This is a genomic window from Paenibacillus chartarius (assembly GCF_042432825.1).
GTDB lineage: Bacteria > Bacillota > Bacilli > Paenibacillales > NBRC-103111 > Gordoniibacillus > Gordoniibacillus chartarius.
In genome coordinates this window covers 96745-111949 of the sequence record NZ_JBHLWN010000014.1, presented here as the reverse complement: position 1 = coordinate 111949, position 15205 = coordinate 96745, and the positions used below count along the sequence as shown (strand labels likewise).

Genomic DNA, 15205 nt, shown 5'->3' with positions numbered 1-15205 from the left:
GCAGTTCCGGCCCAAATATGCAATCAGCAAAAGTCCACCACGTATCCCCCGAGGATATGCTTCGTATAATATTGGGGCTACCCAGAAAAAAAGAGCCTGCCGCTAGCCGGCAGACCCTTCTGTGATACATTTCAATCAAAACACTTGAACGACTTCTTGTACGCCTTCCACTTCTTCAACAAGCGCGCGCTCGATACCGGCTTTCAGCGTGATCGTGGAGCTCGGGCAAGAGCCGCATGCGCCCATCAGCTTCAGCTTGACGATGCCGTCTTCTACGTCGACGAGCTCGACGTCGCCGCCGTCGCGCTGCAGGAACGGACGCAGCTTATCGAGTACCTCCAGCACTTCGTCATACATCGATTCGTTTTTCGTTTGCTCTGTCATATATAGAACTCCTCTCGGCTTGAATTTGAATGATACTTCCTCTATATTATATGATATTTACGACAAAATGAAAATCATTATCATAACTATAAATGAATGAAGAAAGAAGGCTTGCCTCCCGTATGAGACCGATCATCGAATTTTGCGCTTCGAACATGCATCACGGTACGGACCGTTTGATGAAGAAGCTGGAAGCAAACCCTGAATATGATGTCGTTGAATATGGCTGTCTGGGTAACTGCGGGACTTGCTATCTCATTCCGTACGCTCTCGTTAACGGTGAGATCGTCGAAGCGGCCGATGCGGACGAGCTTGAGAAGAAGGTCATGGCCAAGATCGAGGAGATCGAAGCCATGTACAAGCTGCTTGGCGACGACGACTGACGAATGGGATCAGCCAAAATGGCGCTTCGACATCCACAGCACACCGCTCTTCAGCGCACGGGGGATCGTACCGGTCATAACGGTTCGCTTGCCCATAATGCCGAACCCGGCTTTCTTGCCGAGCGAGCCTAGCGTGCCCTTCAGCTTGATCGTGCCGAGCCGCGGCGTCTCGCCTTTCCAGAGGGCGCGGATCACTTCCGCGATTTGCTTCCCTTGCGCTTCGGCGGCTTGTCCGCTCGGGGAGAATGGCAGACTGGCACAGTCGCCTACGACATATACGTCGTTGTGATCCGGGAGCTGGTGGTACTCGTTAATGATCAGTCTTCCTTGCTTGTCCTTCGGCAGCTCAAGCGCCTGGACGACCGGACTCGGCTTGATGCCTGCCGTCCATACGGTTACGTCCGTTTTAATAATGTCGTCTTCACCGTTGTACAGATCCCCGCCGTCAAGGCGCGTCAGCGAAATGTGAGAACGCATCTCGATATGATGCTCCATCATCCACTCCCGAACGAATTGTTGAAGCTTGCTCGGGAAAGCCGACAAAACACTAGTTCCGCGGTCAAGGATACGGATGTTAAGATCAGGCCGGCTTTCGCGCAGCTCCGCCGCGATCTCGACACCGCTGAGACCGCCGCCGACAACCGTTACTTGACCATAGGGGGCCACATTGCTGACCTGGGCGTACGTCAATCGCGTTTGGTGGAAACTTTGCAGGGAACAGGAAAACTGCTCGGCTCCGGGGATGCCGTGGTAATTGTCTGTACAGCCGAGTCCGATGACGAGCCAATCGTAAGTCAGCGGCTCCTTGCCGTCGAACAGCACCTGCTTGTTCTCCAGATCGACCGCCGTGACATCGCCGTATTTCATGATGAGTCGCGGATCCACCGGATATTGAATTCGGACGTGAGTTTCGGCGACAGTACCTGCAGCCAAAGCATAATATTCCGTCTTAAGGCCTTGGAAGGGGCTCCGGTCTACGAGTACAATGACCGTATCCGGCGGCAGTTCTTTTTCCAACAGATTCAAAACAATCGTTAAGCCGCCATAGCCTCCGCCAAGTACAACCAGCTTCTTCATAGCTTGCAATCAACTCCCTATCGACCATTCAGGCACTGATTAGTATCTCTAATATCTGCGAATTTCATGATAGAACGTGTCGCGCTCTACTGGAATGCGGCCCGCTCCTTTAATGAGCCACACAAGCTCGTCTTTGGTGAGCCCTTCGGGCGAGGTTGCGCCCGCTGCGTGAGAAATGCGTTCCTTCACGATCGTTCCATGCGCGTCGGAGGCGCCGAAGGCGAACGACAGCTGCGTCAGCTTGGTGCCGATGTTAATGAAATACGCTTTAATATGCGGGAAATTGTCCAGCATGAGCCGGCTGATCGCAATCGTCTTCAGCTCGTCGAAAGCAGGCACGCGCCGCTTCAGGCCCGCATTTTTGGACGACGGTTGTACCGAGTTCGGGATAAACACCATGAAACCGCCGGTTTCATCCTGAAGCTCCCGCAGCAGTATCATATGCCGGATTCGCTCCTCGAGCGTTTCGATCGATCCGTACAGCATCGTAGCGTGCGTCTTCATCCCGAGCTCGTGGGCGGCGCGATGGACGGCGAGCCATTCTTCGGAAGAAGCCTTCTCCACCTTCATTTTGGCCCGATACCGCTCCGTTAAAATTTCCGCACCGCCGCCAGGAAGCGTCGACAAGCCCGCATCCATCAGCGTTTTCAATACTTCCTTATAACTGAGACCGCTGATCCGCGAGAAAAATTCGATTTCGGCAGCCGTATGCGCCTTAATCGTCACCTGCGGGTAAGCCTGCTTCAATTGCCGCAAGCAATCGACGTAATATTCGAAAGGAACGTGCGGATTATGCCCTTGGCTGATATGGAATTCCAATAGCTCAGGGTGATAATGCTCCGCAACATACTCCAGCATTTGGCCGGGTGTCAGCGTATAAGCGCCTTCTTCCCCTTCGTCGCGGCGGAAGTGGCAAAATGCGCAGTGCTCCTCACAGACATTGGTAAAATACAAACTCATATTTTGAATAAAATAAACGAGCTTGCCGTTCTTGCGCTGATTGACGATATTGGCCAGCTGGCCGATCGTCGGCAAATCGTCGGATTCATATAAAAATACCCCGTCCTCCAGCGTCAGCCGTTCGCCGTTCTGCACTTTCTCGGCGATTTCGGCCATGCGCTTGTCGGGGCTGCCTACTGCAATATTCATCCGGGCTTCCCTCCTATGTAACGTGTGTAACGTACCCTTGTAATAAGATTCACAATCCTCACTATTATAAACCTGTTGTATAGCCCCGGCAACACCCGATAGCTGCCTAATGCTGTTCGGTCACCTAAACAATTGAACATTCCCAAAACGGACAAAATCTAGTATACTTGTCTGCGTACTTTAATCTTTATTTAGGTGATTGCCTTGAAAGCAGCCGAATGGCGGGAAGCGCATAATCGCATATGCGAAGAGATCGAGGAGCTGCGGAGCGAGATGGTGACGCTCGGCATTAAATTCGGATTTCTTCATCCGGACGTGCAGTTGTGCAGCAAAAGGTTGGATCAGCTGCTGCTGCAATATTATGCACTTGTTTCCATATCTCAGCAAGAACTGCAGACGGCTGCCGCCCTTGAGTCGGTATACTAAGAGGAGTATACTATAAGTAAGCTTTACTGTACTCAAAGAGGAGGTACTCATAATGGTGACTATTAGCGAGTCCGCTACAGATAAAATTAAAGAATTGCTTGCCGCCGAGGAAGCTCCAAACCTGTTCCTGCGGCTTGGTGTGAAGCCGGGCGGCTGCAGCGGCTTTTCCTACGGTATGGGCTTCGACGACGATCAGAAGGAAGACGATCAAGTGCTCGACATCCATGGCTTGAAAGTTGTGGTCGATGCGGACAGCTACAAATATTTGTACGGCGTCGAGATCGATTTCAAGGATCAAGGCATGGGCGGCGGCTTTACCATTCATAACCCGAACGCCATCGCGACATGCGGCTGCGGCTCGAGCTTCCGGACGAAGCCGGAGGAAGAGAAGCTCGCGGAGAAGTGCGAGGATTGATGAAGAGAAGGCTATCCAAGATGGATAGTCTTTTTTCTATGAACGACACTCCCCAGGGCGACTAAATTTGTTCCGCTTGGACGAATACTATCCTGTATCACGTTTGAAGCAGGAGGAATCGCAGGATGTGGAAGAAGCAAATCGGTTTGGTCATGTTAGCGGGAGCTCTTATGCTGTCGGGCTGTGCGAAGAAGGACGGCGCGGCGGCACCGGGGCAAGCGGCAAACGATAGTTCGGGAACGGCGGGAAGCGCGACGTCCGGCGGCAGCACCGGGTCTGGTACTGCCGGAGGCGGCGATACTTCGACCGGCGGCACAACGTCTGGTGGTACGGCATCGGGCGGTACGGCTGGCGGAACTACAGGGGGGACAGCAGGCGGTGCAGCGAACGGCGGTACGGCAGCGGGCGGCGGAGGATCGGCAGCGCCGGCGCAGCCGCAGCAGCTGGACAAGGTCAGCCGCGACCAAGTGACGAAGATTGCCCCGGGCACGACCTACGAGCAGTTCGTTCAAGCGGCAGGCTCGCCGGGGAAGCTGGTTGCGGAGTCCGGAGACCGCAGGACGTATCAATTCCAGCTCAAGGAAGATCCGAAATACTACGTCAATGTCGTCTTTAACAAAGGCATATTTGTGGAATCCTCGGTCTTCCTCATGTAATGGTTCCAAAACCGGGCAGACGCACATAAGATAAACCATCTGAAGATAAAGGATGCGGATGCTTATGCCTTCTTTCGTCGGTGCCTTCAAAGTCGTCAGCAACGGCGGCACGCTGAATAATGGAGATACGTTCATCATCGCGCCGACCTCCAGTACGAAAAGCTACTTTGGCGCAGGAAGCTCCGTTACCGGCGATTTGTCGGCTACATTCTCTTTGTTCAGTGCGACGATTACGAATGACCCGGATGTTGTGGACGACAGCACCGCCAAGGCCGCCACGGGTTCTTAACGAGAAAATGCCGCTTCGACCGTCAATTCGGTCGGGCGGCATTTTTGCTTATTAACATCATTATCGAAATTCGAAACCTGATAAAACATTTTAATCGATTTAGGCGTTGTGAACTTGTGTATAACTTTATCCACATTATCCCCCGCGCTATAGGACAGTTTTTGACATGTATCAACATTATACCCACAGCTTATACACATATTCATGTGGATAACGGAACGGTTGTTCTATTACTGGCCTCATGGTAATATAAGGACATTCTTAAGAGGAACAGGTGATGGTCCTTGAGGCTCATGAGCAACGAAACGCTGATTGACTCCTATTTTAAAGCAATTGATTTGAAGCTGGACGAAGAATTCATTCGTTTGCTGCTGGCCGAGATCAGACGCCGGCGTCTGCACTTGGACACCGGATATGATCGTATGCCGAAAGCGGCGGCTAACTGATTCATATACATAGTTGACTGACATGGATTTCGAAAGCTCGACAGGCTGCGTGCCGGTTCGGGCTTTTTTTGCAAGCTGTCAATCGATTTCGGCAAAGCCGATCGTGTACGATTTGGAACAGCTTGGACATGAAAGAACATGCATGCATTGATGTCTCGCCAAGTCCAGATAGCCGTTCGTCATGCTGATATCGTCAATCGGACGGTAAGGCGAATAAGGACCGAGAAAATCGTTAAAACGGCCATGGTCGGACAAGCTTGTTCCGCATTTCGGGCAGCGGGTATCCGCTTGCTCGATGCCGTTGCATATGGCACAGTATGACAAAGGGCATCCCTCCGTTTCCTAACGGATAGTATGCCCATTCATACCGACTTTATTTTTGAATGCTTCCGATTCCCGGCAACGTGTTACGGCTGACAACACTGGGGACGCTTGTGAAACAATCCAATATTTTTCGGCAAAAACATGCTTGCACTTTAATACCGATCATTATATTATTGCATGAGAATTGGTTAATTATGTTGGAATTTTTCCGCTCGGTGACGTTTCGAATGGGCAAATTCGGACTTGGGCAAGCTACAGGCAATAACTGTAGCTTGGAACCGTTTGTGGCAATTTTCACATAATATAGAGAGACCAAAAAGAATAAGGATACGGATGTGAGAGAAGATGAGTCGAATTCCGAGAATCGTCATACTTGGTGCTGGCTACGGCGGAATTGTTACGGCGATCCGTCTGCAGAAGGTGCTCAATTATAACGAGGCCGATGTCACGCTGGTGAACAAGCACGATTATCATTATATTACTACTGATCTCCATATGCCTGCCGCAGGCACCGGCGACCCGGAGAAGGCCCGCGTCAACATCCTTAAGCTGATTGATGAATTTAAGGTCGATTTCGTGAAATCAACGGCGGTGCAAATTCGGCCGCATGAGAAGAAAGTCATTCTCGAGGACGGTACGCTTTCTTATGATTATTTGGTTGTCGGCCTCGGCGGAGAGCCGGAAACGTTCGGCATTCCGGGGCTTAAAGAGCATGCGATGAACATTCGTTCGATCAACAGCGTACGCTTCATCCGCGAGCACATTGAATATCAGTTTGCAAAATTCAAGCGTGAACCCGACCGCAAAGATTATTTGACGTTCGTGGTCGGCGGAGCCGGCTTTACCGGCATCGAGTTTGTCGGCGAGCTGGCAGATCGCGTACCGGAGCTGTGCAAAGAATTCGACGTCGATCCGTCCCTTGTAAAAATATATAATATCGAGGCGGCGCCGACAGCTCTTCCCGGCTTCGATCCCGAGCTGGTCGAATACGGCATGAAGGTGCTGGCGGACAAGGGAGTTATTTTCAAAATCGGCACGGCAATTAAAGAATGTACGCCGGAGGGCGTGCTTATTGCAGGTGACGAATTCATTAAGGCGGCAACCGTCGTATGGACCGGCGGAATCCGCGGCAACCATATGCTGGACGATGCCGGCTTCGAGACGATGCGCGGCCGCGTGAAGGTCGATGCACATCTTCGTTCTCCGCAATTCGAGAACATCTTTATCGTCGGCGACTGCTCGATCGTGATGAATCCGGAGGGCAAGCCTTACCCGCCGACCGCGCAAATTGCTACCCAGCAAGGCGAATGCTGCGCCCACAATCTGGTTGCTGCAATTCGCGGCAACCCGCTCAAGGAGTTCACGTTCGTGAACCGCGGTGTCGTCGCCTCGCTCGGACGCGGCGAAGCGATCGGCGTTGTCGGCAATCGCAAATTCCGGGGCTGGATCGCATCGGTGCTGAAGAAGCTCGTTGACATTCGTTATTTGTACATCATCGGCGGCATCCCTCTTGTTCTGCGCAAGGGCCGCTTCTAGTCGACGGGACTGGAGGCGGGCGGAATGAGACATTGCAGCGTACAAGTGCGCGGGTTGCTGACGAGAGAAGAACTGGATCGCTATAATGCGCTGTTCGAGGTTGGGCATTATCTGGAGGAGCAGAAGCGGTACGATCTGGTCGCCATTGTCCAGAAAGAGATCGATTTGTTGATCCTGCCGGCGATTGAGCGCCTTAAAGAAAAAAGCCGCCAACGCGACCGCGATACGGAACAATATTTGCGGCGCAAGGCGGAAATGGAAGCTCAGCTAAAGGCGCTGGAGGATGAAGACGAGGAAGATTGAAGGGTTTGTCATCATATGGCATGAGCCAAGGCCGGGGAGCGCTCCGGTCTTGGTTTTTTTTTGCATGTAGTCCTCCCGTAGCGATGAGAAAAGCCGAGTGCAGCCCCGTCTAACGGGATTACCCTCGGCCACGGCCATGTATTAGATGCGCAGCAAATCGTTGAAGAGAGCTTGATCGAGACGATTGCCGACGTAGAAGTCGCCGAACTCGCCATAGCGGGCGCTGACTTCGTCAAAGCGCATTTCGTACACGAGCTTCTTGAACTGAAGCGCATCGTCCGCGAACAGCGTAACGCCCCATTCCCAATCGTCGAGACCGACGGAGCCGGTGATGATCTGCTTGACTTTACCGGCGTAGCTTCGGCCGATCATGCCGTGCGAGCGCATCATGCCCTTCCGGGACTCCATATCGAGCATGTACCAGTTGTCATTGCCTTCGCGGCGCTTGTTCATCGGGTAGAAGCAGATATGCTTCGCCTTCGGCAGCGTCGGATACAGGCGCGCTACAATTTCCGGATTCTGCATCGGATCTTCGCCGGGCTTACTCATATAGGAGCTAAGCTCGACAATCGAGACGTACGAATACACCGGTACCGTGAACGAGGCGAATATCGACTTGTTGAAGGCGTTCTCCAGCGCGTTCAGCTCCTCCAGCGATTCGCGCAGATGCATGAATACGAAGTCCGCTTTCTGGCCGACGATCGAATACGTGGCCGTGCTGCCTTTCTTATTATCTTCGACCTGCTGATACTCGGCCAGGAACGAAGCGAGCTCTTCGCGAGCCTCGCGCCGTGTGGCGTCATCCGCCGCTTTCCACAGCGTCCAATCGATCAATCGAAAATCATGCAGGGCATACCAGCCCTCTAGCGTTTGAGCCGCTTCACTCATCGGGAACACTCCTCTTTGCGTGCTTGATCTTGTCCCATTTTACCCCAAGGAAAGAAGAGGAGCAAATGACAATGGTGTGAAGGGCGGGGCCGATTGTTCAAAATCCGTCCACTTTACCTCAGCCCGTGTGTTCGTTACAATGAAGGGTGGATAGGCACAGCTTTTTAACGACGAAAGGAACGATGATTCGGGATGCTCCAATTAATCATTGTTACGGTTCTCATGTTCGTGCTGTTTTTCGGCATCGGATTTATTCTCAATATGTTGATGAAGACGACGTGGTTTCCGATTTACGGCTATATCGTGCTGGTCATCGGGCTGCTCGTATACTGGGCGTGGGGCACGGGCTCCCTGTGGAGCAACCTGGCGGATTACACGTACGCCGATTACATTCCGGCCATCGGAGGCCTGATCGGGGCGATCTTGAGCGGTTCGGCGATCAAGACGCTGCGGCAAAAGGGCTTCAAGATGTTTTAAAAAGACATCCGTCCTTCCTTCTTCGCCCCCGGATCGGCCGATTCGAGGGGCGTTTTCATTGTCGCAGAGGAGAAAGATGGGTGTCCCGCGCTGTCGGTTTATGTGGTAAAATGGGATACCGATACTTTCGGACGGATGGGGATGGATGAGCACGTGCAGGTGACAAACTTACATCATTTTACGGAGCGTCACCGCTATTTGGTGTACCGGGGCTTCTCGCTGAGTTCCCTGGATCATAAAATGCTGACGAACGCCTATCAGCCGATGATCGGCGCGGGCGCGATCGGCTTGTATTTGACGCTGAGCAAGCAGCTGCCGGCGGATCGGATCGGCTTCTCGCCGCTGGAGCAGCACCGCAGGTTGTTTCTGCTGACAGGGGCCGAAGGCGAGGCCGGAAGAACCGAGTGGCTCGAGCAGACGTCGCGTTTGGAGGCGGTAGGACTGCTGCATACGTACCGCAAATACATAGCGGCCTCCGAGGAGTACGTATATGAATACCGCTTGTTTGCGCCGCTGGGGCCTGTCGAATTTTTTCGAAATCAGCACCTGACAATGCTGCTGCGCGACAAAATCGGCCGTCACCTCGTACTGTCGCTGCGCGAGGAGCTGCTGGCGGACGAGCCCGCTGAGCTTGCCGGGGCGAATGAGGAACAATTATCCGTCTCCTTCATGGAGCTGTATCAGCTGTACGCCGGGGCGATCGACTTCGAGCTGGAGGAGGGCCTGCAGCAGACGGCGGTCGCCCGGCAGGCGGAAGTGAAGCCGATGCTTGCCGCGAAGGTGCTCGATTATACCGATATCATTAACAATTTTCCGCGCTTCTCGGAGAACCGCCCGTTCGTGGAGCAGCTGAAGCACGTGCCGGAGATGCTGGCCGAGATTAATTTCGTCGCGAAGAAATATCATCTCGATGAAATCGATGTGCGGCGGCTTCTCGACGAGGTGGGCGTATTCCACGAGGACGGAAGCTTGAATGTCGATACGCTGCAGCATAAGGCCAATCTCGTGTACAGGCAGCGGCTGAAGCAAGACGAGTACCGGGAGCGGGCATTGACACGTCTGGAACGGTCGGCGTCGGAGGAGACGGAGGCCGATGCTTCGGCGGACGGTGCGGACGGCGGTGCGGGCGAGCGCTCCGTCGAGTGGCAGTATTCGCTGGACGTCCCGGCCAAACTGCAGGGCTATTGCGACCGGAACCAGTACAATTATATGCTCCGCAACGAGTCGTATACGAATGTGCTGAAGCTGTTTTTCCCGCGAGGGAACGTGCCGGACAATTTGCTGGATATTTTCGAGAAAATTAATTTAAATTACAAGTTTCCCGATAAAGTTATCAATGTACTTATTCATTTGTTTAATATCGATACACGGCGTTCGTTCACGTATTTGTCGGTGGAGAACGTGGCGTCTGACATGATGCATAAGAAGATCGAAACCTACGAGCAGGCTGTGGACTACGTTCGCGAACGTCTGACGCTCAAGCAGAAGCTGGAGGAGAAGGACAAGGCGGCTTCGGCCGGAGGGCGCGGACGCGGCCGAAGCGCAGGCGGCGCAGGAGCGGCCGGCAAGGCGAAGCCGCAAATCCCGGTCGTGAAGAACGGACAGGGCACGGCCGTATCTCCTGAGCGGCTGGAGGAGCTTCTGCGCGAGGCGGAGAAGCTGGATAAGAAGTTCAATAACAAAACCAACCGCAATTCATAGGGGGGCCGGATATGGAATCGTTATCTCATATATTAAAGCAGATGCCGAACCAGTCCATGCTGCGGCAGGCGGAGGAGCGGGTGCAGCTCATGCTGGCCGACCCGCTCGTCAAGAAATTTCGCGCCAAATATCCGTTTGTCGATGACCATACGATCAAGATCAATATGAACAGCTTGTACCAGTACGTCAAGGAGCACAAAGTGTGCTCAAGCTGTCCCGGATTGGAGCGGTGCCCGAACGATTTGACCGGACACTACACGATGCTGTCGGCGGAGATGATCGGCGACCGGCCTTATGTTCATGAGGAGCGGGTAGCGTGCAAGAAGTTCGTCGCCTATGAGCTGGAGCAGGCCATTCGAGGACGCATTCGGACATTTCATATCGATGAGAAGGCACTGTTTGAAGATCATTCGTTTTCCGATTTGATGAAGAAGGATCTGGAACGGGCGGAAGCAGTCGGTTTGATTACACGTTATATAGACCGGACTACGGAGCAGGGACTGCAGCCGAAGGGGCTGTACTTGACCGGCTCGTTCGGTACCGGTAAGACGTTCCTCATGTGCTACATGCTGTACCAGCTGGCCAAGGTGGGGATGACGGGTGCGATCGTGTATATGCCGGATTTTGCCGAGGATCTGAAAGGGATGTTCAACGACAATCAGAAGCTGCGCGAGACGATCGAGCTGCTAAAGGAAACCGATCTGCTCGTTTTCGACGATATCGGCGCGGAGAACCTCAACCCGTGGCTGCGCGATCATGTGATCGGGGCGATCCTTAACTACCGGATGAACCGGAAGCCGACGTTCTTCACGTCGAACTACGACTTGAACGGGCTGGAGAAGCATTTCAGCTTTACGAACAAGGACGGAGAAGAAGAGCATAAAGGGCTGCGGCTCATGGATCGGGTACGGCCTTTCGTCGAGGTCGTGACGGTGAATGGGTACAATAAACGCGGTGTGTAGCTGCTCTGAGGCCTTCATAGCTTTTGCCCTTCGCAGCTTGCGGGGGGCTTTTTTGCCATGGTTGGCTGGAGCATGATCGGGATACTCTCTCAATCGAAACTAAAAAGCCTTTCCGTCCAGGATGGAAGGAAAGGCTTTCGGCCGTTAAGCGTGGCTTACTTCATGAGAAGGGACACGATCGTAGCCACGAGTGCGATCAGGAACAGAACGCCAAAGAAGCCGCCGAAACCCACCGCTACATCGATCAGGTCGTTGCGTTCCTCTTCGTACACGTGCAGCTCGGGATGATATTGTTGCTCGCTCATGAGTGGGACCTCCTAACGTACTTGCATAGCTACGCTTTAGTATACCCAAGTTGCGCGAAACTTGTAAAGGGTGGGAAAGTGACAATTGTGCAAACAATATATGCAGAGTCAGACGGGCATGGCGCGGTGGACACACTCACTCATTTTTGATAAGTTAATAAAAAAGTGTTGACCTTGACATTAGTGTCAGGGTTTATAATACAGCTACGGATCGAAAATATAGCGGCGATGGAGGCGAACGAACGAATGAGAATCGGCGAATTGTCGCGGGTGACCGGAGTCAGCTTACGGTCGCTGCGCTATTACGAGGCGAAAGGGCTGCTCGTTCCCGACCGGGAAGAGAACGGCTACCGGGTGTTCAACGCCACCGCCATCGAACGCGTAAATACGATCCAGTTTTACTTACGGCTGGGCTTCTCGACGGATGAAATTGAAGGGTTTCTGAACTGCGTGATGAAAAAGAAAGAGGCGTTCTGCGAGGAAATTTTGCCGATGTATGAGCAGAAGCTCGCCGAGATCGACCGGCAGCTGCATCAGCTGAGCGAGATCCGGTCGAACCTGATCGAACGCATCGACGTCATCAAGCACGAGCAGGTTACCCAGCAATTCACATCGGGCGAGTCCGGTTGAAAACCGCAGGTGCTGTGGTATACTTTACATGTTGACAACCGATAAGGAGGAATTACAATGGCTATCGTGAACGTTACGGACGAAAGCTTTAAGAACGAAGTAGAATCTACCGGCACTGTACTTGTTGACTTCTGGGCGCCTTGGTGCGGACCTTGCAAAATGATCGCACCGGTTCTCGAAGAACTCGATAAAGAAGTTACGAACCTGAAGATCGCGAAGGTCAACGTTGACGACAATCCGGAATCGGCCAGCCGTTTCGGCGTCATGTCGATTCCGACGCTGATCGTGTTCAAGGACGGCCAGCCGGTTGACAAAGTGGTCGGCTTCCAGTCCAAGGACGCGCTAAAGAACGTCGTATCCCGCCACCAATAAGCGGTAACGATTGCCGCGTGATCGAAAGCTCTTTTTCTGCTAGACTGGGAAAAAGAGCTTTTTTGTTGTGGTCTTTTTTTGGGGAGAGGGGGAACGTACGTTGGCATCCAAGGAATATTCCGAGTTGATCCGCAGCAAGCTGGCGCTGCTTCCGGATAAGCCGGGCTGCTATTTGATGAAAAACCGCGAGGGTACGATCATTTACGTAGGGAAGGCGAAGGTGCTGAAAAACCGCGTCCGGTCGTATTTTACCGGGAGTCATGGGGCGAAGACGCAGCGGCTTGTCATGGAGATCGCCGATTTCGAATATATCGTAACGGCTTCCAACATGGAGGCTTTGATTCTGGAATGCAACTTGATCAAGCAGTATCATCCGCGTTACAACGTGCTGCTGAAGGACGACAAGTCATTTCCGTATATTAAAATCACGCACGAAGAGCAGCCCCGGCTGGAGGTGACGCGGCGCGTCGTGAAAGATAAGGGCAAATATTTCGGCCCGTATCCGAATGCGTTTGCGGCACAGCAGACGAAGAAGCTGCTTGACCGCCTATACCCGCTGCGCAAGTGCAAGGTGCTGCCCGACAAAGTGTGTTTGTACTATCATTTGGGACAGTGCTTGGCGCCTTGCGAATATGAGGTGACTCGGGAACAGAACGAGAAGATGGTGAACGAGATTTCCCGGTTCTTGAACGGCGGGCACGATGCGATTCGCAATGAGCTGGAGGAACGGATGCTCGCGGCGGCGGAGGAGCTGAATTTCGAGCGGGCGAAGGAGCTTCGCGACCAAATTCAGCACATTGACGCGCTGATGGAGAAGCAGAAGATTACGACGACGGATGCGGTCGATCGCGACGTATTCGGCTACGCCGTCGACAAGGGCTGGATGTGCGTGCAAATATTGTACATGCGTTCCGGCAAAATGATCGAGCGGCACGTCACCTTATTCCCGTATTACGGGGACGAGTATGAGGACTTTTTGTCGTTCGTCACGCAATATTACAGCGAGAACCCGGCGCTGCCGAAGGAGATCGTGCTGCCGAGCTCGTCGATGCCGGCGGCGGCCGAGGCTGCTGCCGGCAAGGCGGAAGGGGCCGCCAATGCGCCGGACCCTGCGGCAGCGGATGCCGATAAGGGAGGCGCCCTGCTGGCGGCGGAAGCGGCGGCGGTCTACGAAGCCGACACGGCTTCGGCCGTGGAGAACGGCTCGGCTGCGGCGGACGATGCAGCTCCGACGGCCGAGGACCGGGATGTGAAGCAGGCGCTGGAGAGCTGGCTGAAGCTGAAGGTGCATTTTCCGCAGCGGGGCCTAAAGAAACAAATGACGCACATGGCCCGGGAGAACGCCCGCGTTGCGCTCGAAGAGAAGTTCCGCATGCTGGAGCGGGACGAGGAGCGTACCGTCAAGGCGGTCGAGTCGCTTGGCGAATGGCTCGGCATCGGTCCTGTACGCCGCATCGAAGCGTTCGACAACTCCAACATTCAGGGCGCCGACCCGGTGTCGGCGATGGTCGTGTTTACGGACGGCAAGCCGGACAAGAAGGAGTACCGGAAATACAAGGTGCGCACGGTGCAAGGGCCTGACGACTACGAAACTATGCGCGAGGTCATTCGCCGCCGCTATGAGCGGGTGCTCAAGGAAGGGCTGGAGCCGCCCGATCTCGTCGTCGTGGACGGCGGCAGAGGCCAAATATCGGCGGCCGTCGATGTGCTGGAGAACGAGCTTGGCTTGTACATTCCGGTGTGCGGACTGGTCAAGGATGCGAAGCATAAGACGGCACAGCTTATGGCCGGCGATCCGCCGGAGGTCGTACCGCTGCGCCGGGACTCGCAGGAATTTTACTTGCTGCAGCGCATTCAGGAAGAGGTGCACCGCTTTGCCATCACGTTCCACCGCGAAACGCGCGCAAAATCGATGATCGTCTCGCAGCTTGATGCGATCCCCGGTATCGGTGAGAAGCGGCGCAAGCTGCTGCTGAAGCATTTTGGCTCCGTGAAGCGGATGCGCGAAGCGTCGGTCGACGACTTCCGCGGTATCGGTATCGGCGACAAGCTGGCGCGGGATATTATCGCCGCCCTGCGCGGACCGGAGGCGGATGGGGATGGCGCAGCAGAAGGAGCAGAAGGCGCTTTCGAAGATGGGCTGACCGCTGTCGCACCGGCTATGGAGCAGGGCTCGGATTCGGGCTCGGAGCCGGTTTCAGAGACGTAACACGTCCGTTTGATCGGCTCGAACTGCGTTATTTCCAAGCGGCCAAGAGACGGCGTATTGACGAAGCGGTCGAAGACATTGTGAGCATAGCGGCAAAACGAGGGCCGGTCCTATGGGAACCGGCCCTCGTTGATTCACGCAGCTCAATTTGGTTATGTTACTTGGTCAGCGACCAGCTGCTGTCCGGCTCCTGCGCTTATCGCGCGTCTCTCCGGCACACTGCCGGCACAACGGCAGGCCATGCAAGAACTGTCCTCTTACCGCAGCCAAACC

20 protein-coding genes are annotated in these 15205 nt (G+C 54.1%); 14 read left to right on the top strand and 6 right to left on the bottom strand.

Going from position 1 to position 15205, the window contains the following annotated elements; all coding sequences use genetic code 11:
* Nucleotides 1–135 precede the first annotated feature (135 nt).
* The gene (locus ACFFK0_RS02495; protein ID WP_377468301.1) at nucleotides 136–384 is read right to left on the bottom strand and encodes a NifU family protein; all 249 of its coding nucleotides are present in this window, start codon (nucleotides 382–384) and stop codon (nucleotides 136–138) included.
* Nucleotides 385–506: 122 nt separating this feature from the next.
* Here ACFFK0_RS02495 and ACFFK0_RS02490 point away from each other — a divergent pair, with 122 nt between their 5' ends.
* Nucleotides 507–767, top strand: a complete 261-nt coding sequence (locus tag ACFFK0_RS02490) for a YuzB family protein (protein WP_377468300.1) — start codon at nucleotides 507–509, stop codon at nucleotides 765–767.
* A 9-nt stretch (nucleotides 768–776) separates the two neighbouring features.
* Here ACFFK0_RS02490 and ACFFK0_RS02485 read toward each other — a convergent pair whose 3' ends face one another.
* A complete protein-coding gene (locus tag ACFFK0_RS02485; protein ID WP_377468299.1) occupies nucleotides 777–1844 on the bottom strand; it encodes an NAD(P)/FAD-dependent oxidoreductase in 1068 nt (355 codons plus the stop codon).
* 48 nt (nucleotides 1845–1892) lie between these two features.
* Nucleotides 1893–2993, bottom strand: a complete 1101-nt coding sequence (gene mqnE, locus ACFFK0_RS02480) for an aminofutalosine synthase MqnE (protein WP_377468298.1) — start codon at nucleotides 2991–2993, stop codon at nucleotides 1893–1895.
* Between the two features lie 204 nt (nucleotides 2994–3197).
* Between mqnE and ACFFK0_RS02475 the strand changes: the two genes are divergently transcribed.
* The 5 genes from ACFFK0_RS02475 to ACFFK0_RS02455 all read left to right on the top strand — a co-directional run bounded on the left by ACFFK0_RS02475 (nucleotide 3198) and on the right by ACFFK0_RS02455 (nucleotide 5225).
* On the top strand, nucleotides 3198–3419 hold the full coding sequence (locus ACFFK0_RS02475) for an aspartyl-phosphate phosphatase Spo0E family protein (protein WP_377468297.1): 222 nt from the start codon (nucleotides 3198–3200) through the stop codon (nucleotides 3417–3419).
* 52 nt (nucleotides 3420–3471) lie between these two features.
* On the top strand, nucleotides 3472–3834 hold the full coding sequence (erpA, locus tag ACFFK0_RS02470) for an iron-sulfur cluster insertion protein ErpA (protein WP_377468296.1): 363 nt from the start codon (nucleotides 3472–3474) through the stop codon (nucleotides 3832–3834).
* Nucleotides 3835–3959: 125 nt separating this feature from the next.
* Entirely contained in the window at nucleotides 3960–4490 is a 531-nt protein-coding gene (locus tag ACFFK0_RS02465) for a hypothetical protein (RefSeq protein ID WP_377468295.1), read from the top strand.
* A gap of 64 nt (nucleotides 4491–4554) precedes the next feature.
* Complete coding sequence (locus ACFFK0_RS02460) at nucleotides 4555–4779, top strand: spore germination protein (protein WP_377468294.1); 225 nt, start codon at nucleotides 4555–4557, stop codon at nucleotides 4777–4779.
* Between the two features lie 293 nt (nucleotides 4780–5072).
* Nucleotides 5073–5225, top strand: a complete 153-nt coding sequence (locus ACFFK0_RS02455) for a sporulation histidine kinase inhibitor Sda (RefSeq protein WP_377468293.1) — start codon at nucleotides 5073–5075, stop codon at nucleotides 5223–5225.
* A gap of 78 nt (nucleotides 5226–5303) precedes the next feature.
* On the opposite strand, the gene ACFFK0_RS02450 is transcribed toward ACFFK0_RS02455, so the two are convergent.
* Nucleotides 5304–5549, bottom strand: a complete 246-nt coding sequence (locus tag ACFFK0_RS02450; protein WP_377468292.1) for a hypothetical protein — start codon at nucleotides 5547–5549, stop codon at nucleotides 5304–5306.
* A 345-nt stretch (nucleotides 5550–5894) separates the two neighbouring features.
* On the opposite strand from ACFFK0_RS02450, the gene ACFFK0_RS02445 reads away from it, so the two are divergent.
* Together ACFFK0_RS02445 and ACFFK0_RS02440 are read left to right on the top strand one after the other, a co-directional pair.
* Nucleotides 5895–7085 carry an NAD(P)/FAD-dependent oxidoreductase gene (locus tag ACFFK0_RS02445; protein ID WP_377468291.1) on the top strand — a complete coding sequence of 397 codons (1191 nt, stop codon included), beginning with the start codon at nucleotides 5895–5897 and terminating at the stop codon, nucleotides 7083–7085.
* Nucleotides 7086–7109: 24 nt separating this feature from the next.
* The gene (locus ACFFK0_RS02440) at nucleotides 7110–7388 is read left to right on the top strand and encodes a hypothetical protein (protein WP_377468290.1); all 279 of its coding nucleotides are present in this window, start codon (nucleotides 7110–7112) and stop codon (nucleotides 7386–7388) included.
* A gap of 141 nt (nucleotides 7389–7529) precedes the next feature.
* On the opposite strand, the gene hemQ is transcribed toward ACFFK0_RS02440, so the two are convergent.
* Nucleotides 7530–8276, bottom strand: a complete 747-nt coding sequence (gene hemQ / locus ACFFK0_RS02435) for a hydrogen peroxide-dependent heme synthase (protein ID WP_377468289.1) — start codon at nucleotides 8274–8276, stop codon at nucleotides 7530–7532.
* Between the two features lie 192 nt (nucleotides 8277–8468).
* On the opposite strand from hemQ, the gene ACFFK0_RS02430 reads away from it, so the two are divergent.
* From ACFFK0_RS02430 to dnaI, 3 genes are all read left to right on the top strand, one after another.
* A complete protein-coding gene (locus ACFFK0_RS02430; protein ID WP_377468288.1) occupies nucleotides 8469–8753 on the top strand; it encodes a YuiB family protein in 285 nt (94 codons plus the stop codon).
* A gap of 159 nt (nucleotides 8754–8912) precedes the next feature.
* Nucleotides 8913–10454 (top strand): replication initiation and membrane attachment family protein, encoded by a 1542-nt coding sequence (locus tag ACFFK0_RS02425; protein ID WP_377468287.1) that lies wholly within the window; start codon nucleotides 8913–8915, stop codon nucleotides 10452–10454.
* An 11-nt stretch (nucleotides 10455–10465) separates the two neighbouring features.
* The gene (dnaI, locus tag ACFFK0_RS02420) at nucleotides 10466–11416 is read left to right on the top strand and encodes a primosomal protein DnaI (protein ID WP_377468286.1); all 951 of its coding nucleotides are present in this window, start codon (nucleotides 10466–10468) and stop codon (nucleotides 11414–11416) included.
* Between the two features lie 155 nt (nucleotides 11417–11571).
* Here the strand turns inward: dnaI and ACFFK0_RS02415 are convergent, their stop codons facing one another.
* On the bottom strand, nucleotides 11572–11721 hold the full coding sequence (locus ACFFK0_RS02415) for a YqzM family protein (RefSeq protein WP_377468285.1): 150 nt from the start codon (nucleotides 11719–11721) through the stop codon (nucleotides 11572–11574).
* 246 nt (nucleotides 11722–11967) lie between these two features.
* Between ACFFK0_RS02415 and ACFFK0_RS02410 the strand changes: the two genes are divergently transcribed.
* The 3 genes from ACFFK0_RS02410 to uvrC all read left to right on the top strand — a co-directional run bounded on the left by ACFFK0_RS02410 (nucleotide 11968) and on the right by uvrC (nucleotide 14932).
* Nucleotides 11968–12351: a MerR family transcriptional regulator gene (locus ACFFK0_RS02410; protein WP_377468284.1), complete on the top strand. Its 384-nt coding sequence runs from the start codon at nucleotides 11968–11970 to the stop codon at nucleotides 12349–12351.
* A 57-nt stretch (nucleotides 12352–12408) separates the two neighbouring features.
* Complete coding sequence (gene trxA, locus ACFFK0_RS02405; protein ID WP_377468283.1) at nucleotides 12409–12723, top strand: thioredoxin; 315 nt, start codon at nucleotides 12409–12411, stop codon at nucleotides 12721–12723.
* Between the two features lie 100 nt (nucleotides 12724–12823).
* Complete coding sequence (gene uvrC / locus ACFFK0_RS02400; protein ID WP_377468282.1) at nucleotides 12824–14932, top strand: excinuclease ABC subunit UvrC; 2109 nt, start codon at nucleotides 12824–12826, stop codon at nucleotides 14930–14932.
* The last annotated feature ends 273 nt before the right edge of the window (nucleotides 14933–15205 follow it).

Bases quoted from the DNA above. Each gene is read 5' to 3' on its own strand.
- ACFFK0_RS02495 (WP_377468301.1), bottom strand. From the start codon at position 384: ATGACAGAGCAAACGAAAAACGAATCGATGTATGACGAAGTGCTGGAG.
- ACFFK0_RS02490 (WP_377468300.1), top strand. From the start codon at position 507: ATGAGACCGATCATCGAATTTTGCGCTTCGAACATGCATCACGGTACG.
- ACFFK0_RS02485 (WP_377468299.1), bottom strand. From the start codon at position 1,844: ATGAAGAAGCTGGTTGTACTTGGCGGAGGCTATGGCGGCTTAACGATT.
- mqnE (WP_377468298.1), bottom strand. From the start codon at position 2,993: ATGAATATTGCAGTAGGCAGCCCCGACAAGCGCATGGCCGAAATCGCC.
- erpA (WP_377468296.1), top strand. From the start codon at position 3,472: ATGGTGACTATTAGCGAGTCCGCTACAGATAAAATTAAAGAATTGCTT.
- ACFFK0_RS02465 (WP_377468295.1), top strand. From the start codon at position 3,960: ATGTGGAAGAAGCAAATCGGTTTGGTCATGTTAGCGGGAGCTCTTATG.
- ACFFK0_RS02460 (WP_377468294.1), top strand. From the start codon at position 4,555: ATGCCTTCTTTCGTCGGTGCCTTCAAAGTCGTCAGCAACGGCGGCACG.
- ACFFK0_RS02455 (WP_377468293.1), top strand. From the start codon at position 5,073: ATGAGCAACGAAACGCTGATTGACTCCTATTTTAAAGCAATTGATTTG.
- ACFFK0_RS02445 (WP_377468291.1), top strand. From the start codon at position 5,895: ATGAGTCGAATTCCGAGAATCGTCATACTTGGTGCTGGCTACGGCGGA.
- ACFFK0_RS02440 (WP_377468290.1), top strand. From the start codon at position 7,110: ATGAGACATTGCAGCGTACAAGTGCGCGGGTTGCTGACGAGAGAAGAA.
- hemQ (WP_377468289.1), bottom strand. From the start codon at position 8,276: ATGAGTGAAGCGGCTCAAACGCTAGAGGGCTGGTATGCCCTGCATGAT.
- ACFFK0_RS02430 (WP_377468288.1), top strand. From the start codon at position 8,469: ATGCTCCAATTAATCATTGTTACGGTTCTCATGTTCGTGCTGTTTTTC.
- dnaI (WP_377468286.1), top strand. From the start codon at position 10,466: ATGGAATCGTTATCTCATATATTAAAGCAGATGCCGAACCAGTCCATG.
- ACFFK0_RS02415 (WP_377468285.1), bottom strand. From the start codon at position 11,721: ATGAGCGAGCAACAATATCATCCCGAGCTGCACGTGTACGAAGAGGAA.
- ACFFK0_RS02410 (WP_377468284.1), top strand. From the start codon at position 11,968: ATGAGAATCGGCGAATTGTCGCGGGTGACCGGAGTCAGCTTACGGTCG.
- trxA (WP_377468283.1), top strand. From the start codon at position 12,409: ATGGCTATCGTGAACGTTACGGACGAAAGCTTTAAGAACGAAGTAGAA.